This is a genomic window from Serratia sp. 506_PEND (assembly GCF_001076875.1).
GTDB classification, from domain to species: domain Bacteria; phylum Pseudomonadota; class Gammaproteobacteria; order Enterobacterales; family Enterobacteriaceae; genus Serratia; species Serratia marcescens.
On the sequence record NZ_JVEL01000201.1, the window covers coordinates 1 to 13811 of the forward strand.

At 59.6% G+C, this 13811-nt stretch carries 13 protein-coding genes; 9 read left to right on the top strand and 4 right to left on the bottom strand.

Annotation, left to right across the window (positions count from 1 at the left end; all coding sequences use genetic code 11):
- Nucleotides 1-2547: D-2-hydroxyglutarate dehydrogenase YdiJ (ydiJ, locus tag ADK28_RS04890; protein WP_048795043.1), on the top strand; the 2547-nt coding region annotated here is incomplete at its 5' end.
- Nucleotides 2544-2960, top strand: a complete 417-nt coding sequence (gene menI, locus ADK28_RS04895) for a 1,4-dihydroxy-2-naphthoyl-CoA hydrolase (RefSeq protein WP_016927938.1) — start codon at nt 2544-2546, stop codon at nt 2958-2960. The genes ydiJ and menI, both read left to right, overlap by 4 nt.
- A 45-nt stretch (nt 2961-3005) precedes the next feature.
- Here the strand turns inward: menI and ADK28_RS04900 are convergent, their stop codons facing one another.
- Entirely contained in the window at nt 3006-3410 is a 405-nt protein-coding gene (locus ADK28_RS04900) for a hypothetical protein (RefSeq protein WP_004931369.1), read from the bottom strand.
- Nucleotides 3411-3936: 526 nt separating this feature from the next.
- Between ADK28_RS04900 and sufA the strand changes: the two genes are divergently transcribed.
- From sufA to ADK28_RS04935, 7 genes are all read left to right on the top strand, one after another.
- Entirely contained in the window at nt 3937-4308 is a 372-nt protein-coding gene (sufA, locus tag ADK28_RS04905; RefSeq protein WP_004931368.1) for a Fe-S cluster assembly scaffold SufA, read from the top strand.
- 14 nt (nt 4309-4322) lie between these two features.
- A complete protein-coding gene (sufB, locus tag ADK28_RS04910) occupies nt 4323-5819 on the top strand; it encodes a Fe-S cluster assembly protein SufB (protein ID WP_025302644.1) in 1497 nt (498 codons plus the stop codon).
- Between the two features lie 43 nt (nt 5820-5862).
- Nucleotides 5863-6609, top strand: a complete 747-nt coding sequence (gene sufC, locus ADK28_RS04915) for a Fe-S cluster assembly ATPase SufC (protein WP_016927936.1) — start codon at nt 5863-5865, stop codon at nt 6607-6609.
- Nucleotides 6584-7870: a Fe-S cluster assembly protein SufD gene (gene sufD / locus ADK28_RS04920; protein ID WP_033640498.1), complete on the top strand. Its 1287-nt coding sequence runs from the start codon at nt 6584-6586 to the stop codon at nt 7868-7870. Before sufC ends, sufD begins: the two co-directional genes overlap by 26 nt.
- A complete protein-coding gene (sufS, locus tag ADK28_RS04925) occupies nt 7867-9093 on the top strand; it encodes a cysteine desulfurase SufS (RefSeq protein WP_033640497.1) in 1227 nt (408 codons plus the stop codon). Before sufD ends, sufS begins: the two co-directional genes overlap by 4 nt.
- A gap of 35 nt (nt 9094-9128) precedes the next feature.
- Nucleotides 9129-9545 carry a cysteine desulfuration protein SufE gene (gene sufE / locus ADK28_RS04930; protein WP_004931358.1) on the top strand — a complete coding sequence of 139 codons (417 nt, stop codon included), beginning with the start codon at nt 9129-9131 and terminating at the stop codon, nt 9543-9545.
- A 296-nt stretch (nt 9546-9841) separates the two neighbouring features.
- Nucleotides 9842-10855, top strand: coding sequence for a L,D-transpeptidase family protein (locus ADK28_RS04935; RefSeq protein ID WP_004931356.1), 1014 nt, complete (start codon nt 9842-9844; stop codon nt 10853-10855).
- Nucleotides 10856-10998: 143 nt separating this feature from the next.
- On the opposite strand, the gene ADK28_RS04940 is transcribed toward ADK28_RS04935, so the two are convergent.
- From ADK28_RS04940 to ADK28_RS04950, 3 genes are all read right to left on the bottom strand, one after another.
- Nucleotides 10999-11235 carry a major outer membrane lipoprotein gene (locus ADK28_RS04940; protein WP_004931354.1) on the bottom strand — a complete coding sequence of 79 codons (237 nt, stop codon included), beginning with the start codon at nt 11233-11235 and terminating at the stop codon, nt 10999-11001.
- Nucleotides 11236-11543: 308 nt separating this feature from the next.
- Complete coding sequence (gene pykF / locus ADK28_RS04945) at nt 11544-12956, bottom strand: pyruvate kinase PykF (RefSeq protein WP_048795044.1); 1413 nt, start codon at nt 12954-12956, stop codon at nt 11544-11546.
- A gap of 393 nt (nt 12957-13349) precedes the next feature.
- On the bottom strand, nt 13350-13655 hold the full coding sequence (locus tag ADK28_RS04950; protein ID WP_016927932.1) for a hypothetical protein: 306 nt from the start codon (nt 13653-13655) through the stop codon (nt 13350-13352).
- Nucleotides 13656-13811: the final 156 nt, after the last annotated feature.

The window sequence follows — 13811 nt, forward strand, 5'->3', positions numbered from 1 at the left end:
GGCAAAACCTCCGATCACGTGTTGGGCCTGCGGGCGGTGCTGCTGGGCGGCGAGATGATCGATACCCGCGCCATGCCGACAGCGCTGGCGGAAACGATTGCTCAGGAAGAGACCGCCGAAGGGCGCATCTACCGCACGGTGCTCAACCGCTGCCGCGAGCAGCGCGCGCTGATCCTGGAGAAATTCCCCAAGCTCAACCGCTTCCTCACCGGTTACGATCTGCGCCACGTGCTGAGCAACGATCTGCAAACCTTCGATTTGACGCGCATTCTGACCGGCGCCGAGGGCACGCTGGCGTTTATCACCGAGGCGCGGCTGGACATCACGCCGCTGCCGAAAGTGCGCCGCCTGGTCAACGTGAAGTACGACTCCTTTGACTCTGCGCTGCGCAATGCGCCCTTTATGGTCGAGGCCAAGGCGCTGTCGGTGGAAACCATCGATTCCAAGGTGCTGAACCTGGCGCGTGAAGACATTGTTTGGCACTCGGTGAACGAACTGATCGCCGACGTGCCGGATAAAGAGATGCTCGGGCTGAACATCGTCGAGTTCGCCGGCGACGATCGGGCGCTGATCGACGGCCAGATGGAAGCCCTGTGCCAACGGCTGGACGAATTGATCGCGCAGCGGCAGGGCGGCGTGATCGGCTACCAGATCTGCGGCGATCTGGCTGGCATCGAGCGCATTTACAACATGCGCAAGAAGGCGGTCGGGCTGCTGGGCAACGCCAAAGGGCGCGCCAAGCCGATTCCGTTCGCCGAGGACACCTGCGTGCCGCCGCAACATCTGGCGGACTATATCGTCGAATTTCGGCAACTGCTCGATGACCACAATCTGAGCTATGGCATGTTTGGCCACGTTGACGCCGGGGTGCTGCACGTGCGCCCGGCGCTTGACATGTGCGACCCGCAGCAGGAAGTGCTGATGAAGCAGATCTCCGATCGGGTGGTGGCGCTGACCGCCAAATACGGCGGCCTGCTGTGGGGAGAGCACGGCAAGGGGTTCCGCGCGGAATACAGCCCTGAATTCTTCGGGGAAACGCTGTATGAAGAGCTGCGCCGCATCAAGGCGGCGTTCGATCCGGATAATCGCCTGAACCCAGGCAAGATCTGTTCGCCGCTGGCGGTCGATGCGCCGATGATGCAGGTGGACGCGGTCAAACGCGGCACCTTCGATCGCCAGATCCCGGTCGAGGTGCGCACCTCGTTCCGCGGCGCACTGGAGTGTAACGGCAACGGCCTGTGCTTCAACTTCGACGTGCGCAGCCCGATGTGCCCATCGATGAAGATCAGCAGCAACCGCATTCATTCGCCAAAAGGGCGGGCGACGCTGGTGCGCGAGTGGCTGCGTCTGTTGGCCGAGCAGGGCGTCGATCCGTTGGCGCTGGAGAAACAGCTGCCGCAGCAGCGCCTCAGCTTGCGTGGCCTGATCGAGAAAACCCGCAACAGCTGGCATGCCGGCAAGGGCGAGTATGACTTCTCACACGAAGTGAAAGAGGCGATGTCCGGCTGTCTGGCCTGCAAGGCCTGTTCCACCCAGTGTCCCATCAAGATTGACGTGCCGGGGTTCCGTTCGCGCTTCCTGCAGCTCTACCACACCCGCTATCTGCGCCCGGTAAGCGACTACATGGTCGCCGGCGTGGAGAGCTATACCCCATTGATGGCCCGCGCGCCGAAGGTGTTCAACTTCTTCTTCCGCCAGCCGTGGCTGCGAGAGGTGAGCCGCAACGCCATCGGCATGGTCGATCTGCCGCTGTTGTCCAGCCCGACACTGCGTCAACAGCTGTCCGGCCACCGCGCGACCACGCTGACGCTGGAGCAGTTGGAAGGGCTGAGCGCCGAGCAGCGCGCAGAACACGTGTTGATCGTCCAGGATCCGTTCACCAGCTATTACGACGCCAAAGTGGTGGCGGACTTTGTCCGGCTGGTGGAGAAGCTCGGCTATAAACCGGTGCTGCTGCCGTTCTCGCCGAACGGCAAGGCGCAACATGTGAAAGGTTTCCTGACGCGGTTCGCCCGCACCGCGCGCAAAACCGCCGATTTCCTCAACCGCGTGGCGCAGCTTGGCATGCCGCTGGTGGGCGTCGATCCGGCGCTGGTGCTGTGTTACCGCGACGAATACCGCGAGATCCTCGGCGCCGAGCGCGGCGATTTCCAGGTGCAGCTGGTGCATGAATGGCTGCAGCAGCGGATCGCGGATCGCGCCGAACAACCGGCGACCGGCGAGCCGTGGTATCTGTTCGGCCACTGTACCGAAACCACCGCGCTGCCGGCCAGCGGCCAACAGTGGGCGGCGATCTTCGCCCGCTTCGGCGCCAAACTGGAGAACGTCAGCGTCGGCTGCTGCGGCATGGCGGGCACTTACGGCCATGAAGCCAAGAACCTGCAAAACTCGCTCGGCATTTATGAGCTATCATGGCATCCGACGCTACAGCGTTTGCCGCGGCAGCGCTGCCTGGCGACCGGCTATTCCTGCCGCAGCCAGGTGAAACGCATCGAGGGCAATGGCGTGCGCCACCCATTACAGGCACTTCTGGAGATGATTGAGTGAAATTGTGGAAACGTGAAACGTCGCTGGAGCAGCTGAACCGCGCCGGTGACGGCTGCATGGTCAGCCATGTGGGCATCGAGTTTACCCAGCTGGGCGAGGATTTCCTCGAGGCCACCATGCCGGTCGATGGCCGCACCCGGCAGCCGTTCGGGCTGTTGCACGGCGGGGCGTCGGTGGTGCTGGCGGAATCGATGGGATCGATGGCCGGTTACCTGTGCAGTGAGGGCGAGCAGAAAGTGGTGGGGCTGGAGATCAACGCCAACCACCTGCGCGCGGTGTTCGATGGCCAGGTGCGCGGGGTGTGCCGCGCGCTGCACGTTGGCCGCCGTCATCAGGTATGGCAAATCGAGATCTTCGACGCGCGCGATCGGCTGTGCTGCACTTCGCGTCTGACCACGGCGGTCATCGACTGATCCCCGCCGGTTTCCGCAGGCGCTCGGCCTGCGGAGCCTTTCGCTTTACAGCTGAAACGGCACGCGTTTGACGAAGTCCTTCTGAAACGCGTTCGCCTTCTCCCAGGTGCCTTCCATTGCGTATTTTTGGCAGATCAGCGTCAGCGTATGGCGCGCGAAGTGGTAACTTTGCACCCGAAACAGCTGGCAACGCTGCGGATTGTTGATCTCGACGATCAGCCGGTTGTGCAGCTTGCTGAGCGCGTGCAGGTAGCTGTCGTCGTCGCCGTTCTCCAGACACAGATTGGCCATGGTAAGGCTGACGCTGTTGTACCGCTTCAGGTGGTCGATATTGCATTCCGGGCGCCGTAGCGCCGCTTCGGCCATGTAAAAGTCCACCGTGGCGTCGCGCACGCTGAATTTGTAGTCATCAATCTTGCCCAGCAACCATGCGTTGATCGAAAGAGTCATTGGCTTCGCGCTCAAATTACAATTGAATGATAATCATTATCATATAAACTGCCGCGTTGCCGATCAATCCCCGGCGTGGCGTTTTTTCATCGCGTGAGGTGTAAAAGGCTACCGACGACCCAACTTGAGCCTGAGCGACTAAACTTTAACCTGGGGGCGCGCGCTTGCGCTGCGCCACGAAATGCCGATAAACGCACATTTACGACAGACAGAATGCAGAAATAGGTATTTTCTATGAATGTTTAGATCGGCAATGCACCGCGGCGCTGTAACGCTGACGGGCCACCGGGGAGTGCGGTACGGTGATGCAGGATAAAGAACAAATTCATAGGGATAGCATGCACACCTTGCCGCCGGACGCCGCAAGCCGCCACGGATGTCCCGCTGGCTTGCCGCACGCCGCAGCGAAAAACCGCGCTCGCGGCGGATACCCCCGCAAAACAAACGGTTGAAGTGATAATCGTTATCACTAACATATAAGCAACCCAGATTGGCTGTGGCCAAACACGAGTGTGAGGTAGACCCTATGCAAACGGAAAATGTCGGCACTTTTTCTCTGGATGAAAATGTCTGGCAAGGCATTTCGCTCAGCGACAGCGCCGTACGACAAATAACCAAACTGATGCAGCAGGATCCGCAGGTGAAAGGGCTGCAGCTAGGGGTGAAACAATCCGGCTGCGCCGGCTTTGCCTATGTGCTGGATCTGACCCGCGAACCCGCCGATGACGATCTGCTGTTTGAGCGCGACGGCGCCAAACTCTACGTGCCGCTGAAGGCCATGCCGTTCATCGATGGCACCACGGTAGATTACGTCCGCGAAGGGCTGAATCAGATATTCAAATTCAACAACCCTAAAGCTCAGCATGCCTGCGGGTGCGGCGAGAGCTTTGGCGTTTGAGCGATGCAATCAACATGACACGAAGCAATGTAGAAATGCCTAATGAAGTGCAGGCTTGGGTCAGCGAAGGTCGCTACAAAGAAGGTTTCTTCACCCAGCTGGCAACCGATGAGTTGGCCAAAGGCATCAACGAAGAGGTGGTGCGCGCCATCTCGGCCAAGCGCAACGAACCCGAGTGGATGCTGGAATTCCGTCTCGAGGCCTACCGCGCCTGGCTGCAGATGGAGGAGCCGCACTGGCTGAAGGCCAATTACGAACGCCTGAACTACCAGGACTACAGTTACTATTCGGCGCCGTCCTGCGGCAGCTGCGACGATGCTTGCGGTTCGCAACCCGGCGCCGAGCAGCAACCGGGCGCGGCGACGGAAAAAGATTACCTGACCAGCGAAGTGGAGCTGGCGTTCAACCAGCTCGGCGTACCGGTGCGCGAGGGCAGCGAGGTGGCGGTGGACGCCATCTTCGACTCGGTCTCGGTCGCCACCACCTACCGTGAAAAACTGGCGGAGAGCGGGGTGATCTTCTGCTCGTTCGGCGAAGCGATCCAGGAATACCCGGATCTGGTGCGTCAGTACCTGGGGCGCGTAGTGCCGTCCAACGATAACTTCTTCGCTGCGCTGAACGCCGCGGTGGCTTCCGACGGCACCTTCGTCTATGTGCCGAAAGGCGTGCGCTGCCCGATGGAGCTGTCGACCTATTTCCGCATCAACGCCGCCAAAACCGGCCAGTTCGAGCGCACCATCCTGATCGCCGACGAAGGCAGCTACGTCAGCTATATCGAAGGCTGTTCCGCCCCGGTGCGCGACAGCTACCAGCTGCACGCGGCGGTGGTGGAAGTGATCCTGCATAAAGACGCCGAAGTGAAATACTCGACGGTGCAGAACTGGTTCTCCGGCGGCGAGAGCAAGGGCGGTATCCTCAACTTTGTCACCAAGCGCGCGCTGTGCGAAGGCGCCGGTTCGAAAATGTCCTGGACCCAGTCGGAAACCGGCTCGGCCATCACCTGGAAATACCCGAGCGTGATTTTGCAGGGCGATAACTCGATCGGCGAATTCTTCTCGGTGGCGCTGACCAGCGGCCATCAGCAGGCGGATACCGGCACCAAGATGATCCACATCGGCAAAAACACCAAGTCGACCATCATCGCCAAAGGCATCTCCGCCGGCCACAGCGAGAACACCTATCGCGGCCTGGTGAAAATCCTGCCGGGGGCGGAAAACGCCCGTAATTTTACCCAGTGCGACTCGATGCTGATCGGGCCGGACAGCGGCGCCCACACGTTCCCTTACGTTGAAGCGCGCAACAACAGCGCGCAGCTGGAGCACGAAGCCACCACCTCGAAGATCGGCGATGACCAGCTGTTCTACTGCCTGCAGCGCGGCATCAGCGAGGATGACGCCATTTCGATGATCGTCAACGGTTTCTGCAAGGACGTTTTCTCCGAGCTGCCGCTGGAGTTCGCCGTCGAGGCGCAAAAACTTCTGGCCATCAGCCTGGAACACAGCGTGGGTTAATCGCCGCATTTTTAGCGCCGTCGGCGCTATCTGAGGACACAGCATGTTAAGCATCAAGAATTTGAAAGTCAGCGTGGAAGGCAACGAGATCCTCAAGGGATTGGATCTGGAGATCAAACCGGGCGAAGTGCACGCCATCATGGGGCCGAACGGCTCGGGCAAGAGCACGCTGTCCGCCACGTTGGCCGGGCGTGAAGAATATGAAGTGACCGAAGGGGAAGTCACCTTCAAAGGCAAGGATCTGCTGGAGCTGGATCCGGAAGATCGCGCGGGCGAGGGCGTGTTTCTGGCCTTCCAGTACCCGGTGGAGATCCCCGGCGTCAGCAACCACTTCTTCCTGCAGACATCGGTCAACGCGGTGCGCAAATACCGCGAACAGGAGCCACTGGATCGCTTTGACTTCGCCGATTTCATCGAAGAGAAAATCGCGCTGCTGGACATGCCGGCCGATCTGTTGACCCGTTCGGTCAACGTCGGCTTCTCCGGCGGCGAGAAAAAACGCAACGACATTCTGCAGATGGCGGCGCTGGAACCGGATCTGTGCATTCTCGATGAAACCGACTCCGGCCTGGACATCGATGCGCTCAAGATCGTCGCCAACGGCGTCAACTCGCTGCGGGACGGCAAGCGCGCCTTTATCATCGTTACCCACTACCAGCGCATTCTGGACTATATCCAGCCGGATTACGTACACGTACTGTCGCAGGGGCGCATCGTCAAATCCGGTGATTTCTCGCTGGTGAAACAGTTGGAGGAGCAGGGCTATGGCTGGCTTACCGACCAACAGTAATTCAAACGCGCTGCAGCAGCTGTATCGCCTGTTCGAAGGCCGCGGCGGCGAGCGTTCGCCGCATGCGCTGGCGCACTGGCAGCAGGCGCTGCGCCTCGGGTGGCCGACGCGCAAGCATGAAAACTGGAAATACACGCCGCTGGAGAGCCTGCTGGAGCAGCAATTCCTCGAACCGCAGCCCGCCCCGGTGAGCGCAGAGCAGCTCGATGCGCTGGCGCTCGGCATCGATGCCTGTCGGCTGGTGTTTATCGACGGCCGCTACAGCGCCGCGCTGAGCGATGGCGACTTGAGCGATTACCAGTTCGAGTTGACCGCCTATGGCACGCCTCAGGCGTTGCCGGAGCCGATCCAGCCGGAGATTTTTCTGCACCTGACCGAAAGCCTGGCGCAGGAAACCAGCCTGATTCGCTTGCCGGCCGGCAAGATCCCTGCACGCCCGCTGTATCTGCTGCACATCAGCAGCGGACGCGGCGCAGCCGGGGAAGTGAACACCGTGCATCACCGCCATCATCTGGAGATCGGGCGCGGGGCTGAGGCGGAAGTGATCGAACACTACGTCAGCCTGGGCGAGGCCGCGCACTTCACCGGCGCGCGCCTGACCGCCAATGTGGCGGACAACGCCGGGCTGTTGCACTGCAAGCTGGCGTTTGAGAGCCAGCCAAGCTACCACTTTGCCCACAACGATCTGGTTATCGGCCGCGACGCGCGGGTGAAAAGCGACAGCTTCCTGCTGGGCGCCGGCCTGACGCGGCACAACACCAGCGCGCAGTTGAACGGCGAAGGCGCGAATCTGGTGATCAACAGCCTGGTGCTGCCGGTGGGCAAAGAGATCTGCGACACCCGCACCTATCTGGAGCACAATAAGGGCTATTGCGAAAGCCGGCAGCTGCATAAAACCGTGGTCAGCGATCGCGGCAAGGCGGTGTTCAACGGCATGATCAAAGTGGCCAAGCACGCGATCAAAACCGACGGCCAGATGACCAACCATAACCTGCTGTTGGGCAAGGTGGCAGAAGTGGATACCAAGCCGCAGCTGGAGATCTACGCAGACGACGTCAAGTGCAGCCACGGCGCCACCGTGGGGCGCATCGATGAAGAGCAGCTGTTCTATCTGCAGTCGCGCGGCATCGACAAGCACGCGGCGCAGCAGATGATCATCTTCGCCTTCGCCGCCGAGCTGACCGAAGGCATCGCCAACGACACCATCCGGGAACGGGTGCTGGCTCGCATCGCCCAGCGCCTGCCGGGGGAGGCTGCATGAGTTATCCGATTGAACGCGTACGCGGCGATTTCCCACTGTTGGCGCGTGAGGTGAACGGCCAACCGCTGGCCTATCTCGACAGCGCCGCCAGCGCGCAGAAACCGCAGGCGGTGATCGACCGTGAGCTGGAGTTCTACCGCCACGGTTATGCGGCGGTGCATCGCGGCATCCACACCCTGAGCGCCGAGGCGACTCAGCAGATGGAAGCGGTGCGGGAACAGGCGGCGCGCTTTATCAATGCCGCCTCGGCGGAAGAGATGGTGTTCGTCAAGGGCACCACCGAAGGCATCAACCTGGTGGCCAACAGCTTTGGCCGCCACCTGCTGCAGCCGGGCGATGCGATTCTCATCACCGAGATGGAGCACCACGCCAACATCGTGCCGTGGCAGATGCTGGCGCAAGAGCGTGGGTTGCAGCTGCGGGTGTGGCCGCTGCAGCCGGACGGCACGCTGGATCTGGCGCGGTTGCCGGAACTGGTCGACGCGTCCTGCAAACTGCTGGCGCTGACCGAGGTCTCCAACGTGCTGGGCACCGTCAACCCGGTGCGCGACATCATCGCCCGCGCCAGAACCCTGGCGCCGGACCTGACGGTGCTGGTGGACGGCGCGCAGGCGGTGATGCACCAGCGCGTCGATGTCCAGGCGCTGGACTGCGATTTCTACGTGTTTTCCGGCCATAAGCTGTATGGCCCTTCCGGCATCGGCATGCTGTATGGCCGCCAGGCGTTGTTGCAGCAGATGCCGCCGTGGGAAGGGGGCGGCTCGATGATCCGGCAGGTCAGCCTGACGGCGGGCACCACCTTCGCCGATCCGCCGTGGCGCTTCGAGGCCGGTTCGCCGAACACCGCCGGCATCATGGGGCTGGGCGCGGCGTTTGATTACGTCGAAGCTTTGAGCCTGAATGCGATCCACGATTATGAACAGTCGCTGATGCATTACGCGCTCGAGGCGCTCAAGCAGGTGCCGACGCTGAAAATCTATGGTCCGGCGCATCGCGCCGGGGTGATCGCCTTTAATTTGGGGGAACACCACGCCTATGACGTCGGCAGCTTCCTCGATCAGTACGGTATCGCCATTCGCACCGGCCATCACTGCGCGATGCCGCTGATGGCGTTTTATCAGGTGCCGAGCATGTGCCGCGCTTCGCTGGCGTTATATAATACCCGCGAAGAGGTGGACCGGCTGGTGGCCGGGCTGCAACGCATTCATCAGCTATTAGGTTAGGCCGGGGCGCGTCCCCGGCGTACAAAAGGATCCCCATGGCGAATTTGCCGGACAAAGATAAATTGGTGCGTAATTTCTCCCGCTGTCTGAACTGGGAGGAGAAATACCTGTACGTGATTGAACTCGGCGCCAAATTGCCGCCGCTGGACGAGGCCGAGCGGCAGGCCGGCAACCTGATCTCCGGCTGTCAGAGCCAGGTGTGGATCGTGATGCGTCGCGATGAGCAGGGGCAGGTCGAGTTTCACGGCGACAGCGACGCGGCGATCGTCAAAGGGCTGCTGGCGGTGGTGTTCATTCTTTATCGTCAATTGACGCCGCAGCAGATCGTCGATCTCGATGTGCGGCCGTTTTTCACCGAGCTGGCGCTCAGCCAACATCTGACGCCTTCGCGCTCACAAGGGCTGGAGGCGATGATCCGCGCCATTCGCAGTAAAGCGGCGCAGCTGGCCTGACCCATAACGCCCTTATCCTCAAGACTCATTGATATCTTCGCTTTGTCAATGAGTCTTTACAATTCACGGTTTTCCCCCGAACAACGCGCCCAATTCAGTGATATTTCAGCAGCTTATCTGTTGACGTTTCGTTGACAATCAATGACGGCGATTACGTTATAACGTGTTGATTTTTAGAGGACTTATTGCCTTTGATACCAGCGTTGCTAGTATTAATCAGGTATTGTCTGATTTACCCACCACCAGGCGCTCGTTAGCCTTGTGGGCGAACCGTCATAAAAAATATAGGGATGATAATGAAACGTGCGTTGAGTTTAATGGGCATGGTCTTCGCCACCGTATTGGCCGGCACGCAGGCCGCCAGTGCGACCGAGTACCCGCTGCCGCCGCCGGACAGCCGTCTGATCGGCGAAAACACCACTTATACCGTGCCAAACGACGGCCGCCCGCTGGAAGCCATCGCCGCTGACTACAAGATCGGTCTGCTGGGCATGCTGGAAGCCAACCCTGGCACTGACCCGTTCCTGCCCAAGCCGGGTACGGTGCTGACCATTCCGACCCAAATGCTGCTGCCTGACACCAAGCGTGAAGGGATCATCGTCAACCTGGCCGAACTGCGCCTTTATTACTACCCGAAAGGCGAGAACAAAGTGATTGTCTATCCGATCGGCATCGGCCAGACCGGGATGCACACGCCGCTGGAGGTGACCTCCATCAGCCAGAAGATCCCTAATCCGACCTGGACGCCCACCGCCAACATCCGCAAGCGCTATCAATCCCAGGGCGTGACGTTGCCTGCGGTGGTGCCGGCCGGCCCTGAAAACCCGATGGGGCTGTTCGCCCTGCGTCTGGCGATGGGGCGCGGTGAATACCTGATCCACGGCACCAACGCCAACTTCGGTATCGGCATGCGCGTCAGCTCCGGCTGCATTCGTCTGCGTCCGACGGACATCGAGGCGCTGTTCAACATGGTGCCGCGCGGCACGCGGGTGCAAGTGATCAACGATCCGGTGAAGATTTCCGTCGAGCCGGACGGCAAACGCTATGTGGAAGTGCACCAGCCGCTGTCGCGGGTAGAAAGTGATGATCCGCAGACCATGCCGATCGCGTTGTCTAAAGCGGAGAAAGCCTTTGCGGCCGATGGGCAAACCGATCGCGCCGTATTCGATAGCGCGGTTGTACGCCGTTCTGGCATGCCGGTGCTGGTCAACGTAGGGGAGAGCCCGTCGGCGGTGAGTTTGACGCCTGCAGCGGCTCCTGCGGCGAATAAGAGCCCATTCAAGGCAGCGCCAATCAGTTCGGTGAACTAAGTTTGCAGGATTGAGCGGTTGAAGAGGGGTTCAGCGTGCTGAACCTCTTTTTTTTGCCTGCCGTGCAGGCAACATCCAGTGCTGACGGACAGACAAAAAAAAACGGCGCACAATGTGCGCCGTTTTCAATAACCAAAGCTATCTTACTTTTTGTAAGCGTGAGCTTGGTTGTCCAGACGCTGGTTAGCGCGTGCTGCGTCGTCTTTAGCAGCTTGAACGTCAGAACGCATTGCGTTCACGTCGTTGCTCAGCTGATCAACTTTAGCGTTCAGAGTCTGAACGTCAGAAGACAGTTGATCGATTTTAGCGTTGCTAGAGCAGCCAGCCAGCAGAGTGGAACCCAGGATTACCGCGCCCAGTACCAGTTTAGTACGATTCATTATAACACCCTCTAGATTGAGTTAATCTCCATGTAGCGTTACAAGTATTACACAAACTTTTTTCGAAAGAGAATAATTTTTTAGTGTTGAGGTGCTTTATTTTGATCGTTCGCTCAAACTTGCATCTGGTTTTACAAATTAGTTAAAAAAACGAGGGAAAACAGCCGGCTTCCATGGGACTACTCCGATTCTTTATTAGCTAAATAATGAGCGGATCGCGGTTGCGTTTTGAGAAAAATAGTTTACTGCTGATAAAAAAAACGCCGCAAAGCGGCGTTTTGATCAAGACAATTATGTCACGTTTTATATTACAGCACGTGTACCGAGGCCGTGTTGGTGGTGCCGCTTGGCACCAGCGCGCCGGAAACCATCACCACGACGTCGCCTTTCTGCGCCAGGCCGCTGGCCAGGGCGGCTTCTTTACCGATGCGGTAGAAGTCGTCGGTAGAGGCGATTTCCTTGACCATCTGCGGAATGACGCCTTTGCTCAGCACCAGCTGATGCGCGGTAGTTTCATTGGTGGTCAGCGCCAGGATCACCGCGTTCGGGAAGTATTTACGCACGGATTTCGCCGATTTGCCGCCGCTGGTGGCGACCACGATCAGCGGCGCGTCCAGTTTCTCGGCGGTTTCAACCGCGCCGCGGCACACCGCTTCGGTGATGCGCAGCTTGCGGCGATCGTTCAGGGAGTCGATGCGGCTAGGCATCACGCGATCGGTGCGCTCGCAGATGGTCGCCATGATGTTGACCGCTTCCAGCGGGTATTTGCCCTTGGCGCTCTCGCCGGACAGCATGACGGCATCGGTGCCGTCCAGGATGGCGTTGGCGACGTCGCCGGCTTCCGCGCGGGTAGGGCGCGGGTTTTTGATCATGGAATCGAGCATCTGGGTGGCGGTGATGACCACTTTACGCGCGCGGTTGCATTTTTCGATCATCATCTTCTGGGCGAAGATCACTTCTTCTACCGGGATCTCGACGCCCAGATCGCCACGGGCAACCATGATGCCATCGGACGCTTCGAGGATTTCGTCGAAGTTGTTCAGGCCTTCCTGGTTTTCGATCTTGGAGATGATCTGGATCTGCTCGCCGCCGTGGGCTTTCAGGTGCTCGCGGATCTCCAGCACGTCGGAGCGTTTGCGGATGAAGGACGCCGCCACGAAGTCGACGCCTTGCTCGCAGCCGAAGATCAGGTCGCGTTTGTCTTTTTCGGCCAGCGCAGGCAGCTGGATGGACACGCCCGGCAGGTTGACGCCCTTGTTCTCGCCCAGGTCGCCGTTGTTCAGCACCTTGCAAATGACTTCGTTCTCGGTCACGTTGGTGACTTCCATGCCGATCAGGCCGTCGTCAACCAGCACGGTGTTGCCGATCTTCAGGTCGGCGGCGAAGCCGGCGTAGGTGACCGCTACGCGATCGCTGTTGCCGATCACGCTCTGGTCGGTGGTGAAGGTGAAGGTTTGGCCGGCGACCAGCGAGGCGTCTTTACCGCCTTCCAGTTTCATGGTGCGAATTTCCGGGCCTTTGGTATCCAGCAGGATGCCGGCGTTGATACCGGTTTTCGCCATCACGGCGCGCATGTTGTTGATGCGGTTGCCGTGCTCTTCATAGTCGCCGTGAGAGAAGTTGAGACGCATCACGTTCATGCCCGCATTAAGCAGGTTGGTCAGCATTTCTTCCGATTCGGTTTTTGGACCGATGGTACAAACAATTTTGGTCTTTTTCATGGCGGAGTTTTCTACAAGTTGTGATGGATAAAAAAACGAATTTGACCGGCGTTGTTTACGCCGATAGGGAATTTGAGCCGTGCCTGGTGGTGAAAAACATAGTTAAGGATAGGTGACGACAGTTGAAGTGGGGCGGAAAAATTCAGCCCGCGCGGGGGCGCGGAGATGCTGCGCAACGGGGTGAGATCACATCGTGTTGTTATTGCGTTTTCGCAGATCAAGGGCTGAAACCATTCAACTGATAGACGTTGCGCATTATAAAGGCTAAGCGGCGGGAAACAAAATAAAAAACCGCGGCGGTGTGGCGGATATGTCAAAACGGGGGCAAATGTGGCGCAAATGCAACGCGTTGCGCACCGCTTGTTGCGCAAATAACCTTGCTGTAAATATGGCTTAGCGCGTTTGCGGGATTTCCAGCAGCACGCCGGCGCTCAGGCAGAAGCAGCCGCTGGCGACGTTGGCCGGCAGGGTCAGGCTCTCGCCGGCACGTACTATCCGGGTGTCGCCGCCGAGGGTGAACTCGAATTCGCCGGATATCACCCGGGTTTGTCGCGCGTGCGCGGGCTTTTGCAGCTGGCCGAAGGCGCCGGCCTCGAAACGCACTTCCGCCGCCGGCGAACCGTCGCTCATCACGCCTTCACGGCGGGCAAGGCCATTGTCGAGCGGTAAAAAGGCGGTTTTGGCGGTGAAGGTGGTCATGTGGCGTTCCTGATGGCTGATGGCGGTAGTTCGGCGCAATCGACATGAAAAATCGAACGGTCGGGCAGAGACGAAACAACGGGAAGTATAACGCGATAGGGGGGAGAGATGAATCAGCAATATGGTGCGTCCGAGTGGACTCGAACCACCGACCCC

What these genes read in the sequence shown, in the direction of transcription:
- pykF (WP_048795044.1), bottom strand. Translation starts at nt 12,956, where the DNA reads ATGAAAAAGACCAAAATTGTTTGTACCATCGGTCCAAAAACCGAATCG.
- sufB (WP_025302644.1), top strand. Translation starts at nt 4,323, where the DNA reads ATGACACGAAGCAATGTAGAAATGCCTAATGAAGTGCAGGCTTGGGTC.
- sufS (WP_033640497.1), top strand. Translation starts at nt 7,867, where the DNA reads ATGAGTTATCCGATTGAACGCGTACGCGGCGATTTCCCACTGTTGGCG.
- sufA (WP_004931368.1), top strand. Translation starts at nt 3,937, where the DNA reads ATGCAAACGGAAAATGTCGGCACTTTTTCTCTGGATGAAAATGTCTGG.
- sufD (WP_033640498.1), top strand. Translation starts at nt 6,584, where the DNA reads ATGGCTGGCTTACCGACCAACAGTAATTCAAACGCGCTGCAGCAGCTG.
- sufC (WP_016927936.1), top strand. Translation starts at nt 5,863, where the DNA reads ATGTTAAGCATCAAGAATTTGAAAGTCAGCGTGGAAGGCAACGAGATC.
- sufE (WP_004931358.1), top strand. Translation starts at nt 9,129, where the DNA reads ATGGCGAATTTGCCGGACAAAGATAAATTGGTGCGTAATTTCTCCCGC.
- ADK28_RS04950 (WP_016927932.1), bottom strand. Translation starts at nt 13,655, where the DNA reads ATGACCACCTTCACCGCCAAAACCGCCTTTTTACCGCTCGACAATGGC.
- ADK28_RS04900 (WP_004931369.1), bottom strand. Translation starts at nt 3,410, where the DNA reads ATGACTCTTTCGATCAACGCATGGTTGCTGGGCAAGATTGATGACTAC.
- ADK28_RS04940 (WP_004931354.1), bottom strand. Translation starts at nt 11,235, where the DNA reads ATGAATCGTACTAAACTGGTACTGGGCGCGGTAATCCTGGGTTCCACT.
- ADK28_RS04935 (WP_004931356.1), top strand. Translation starts at nt 9,842, where the DNA reads ATGAAACGTGCGTTGAGTTTAATGGGCATGGTCTTCGCCACCGTATTG.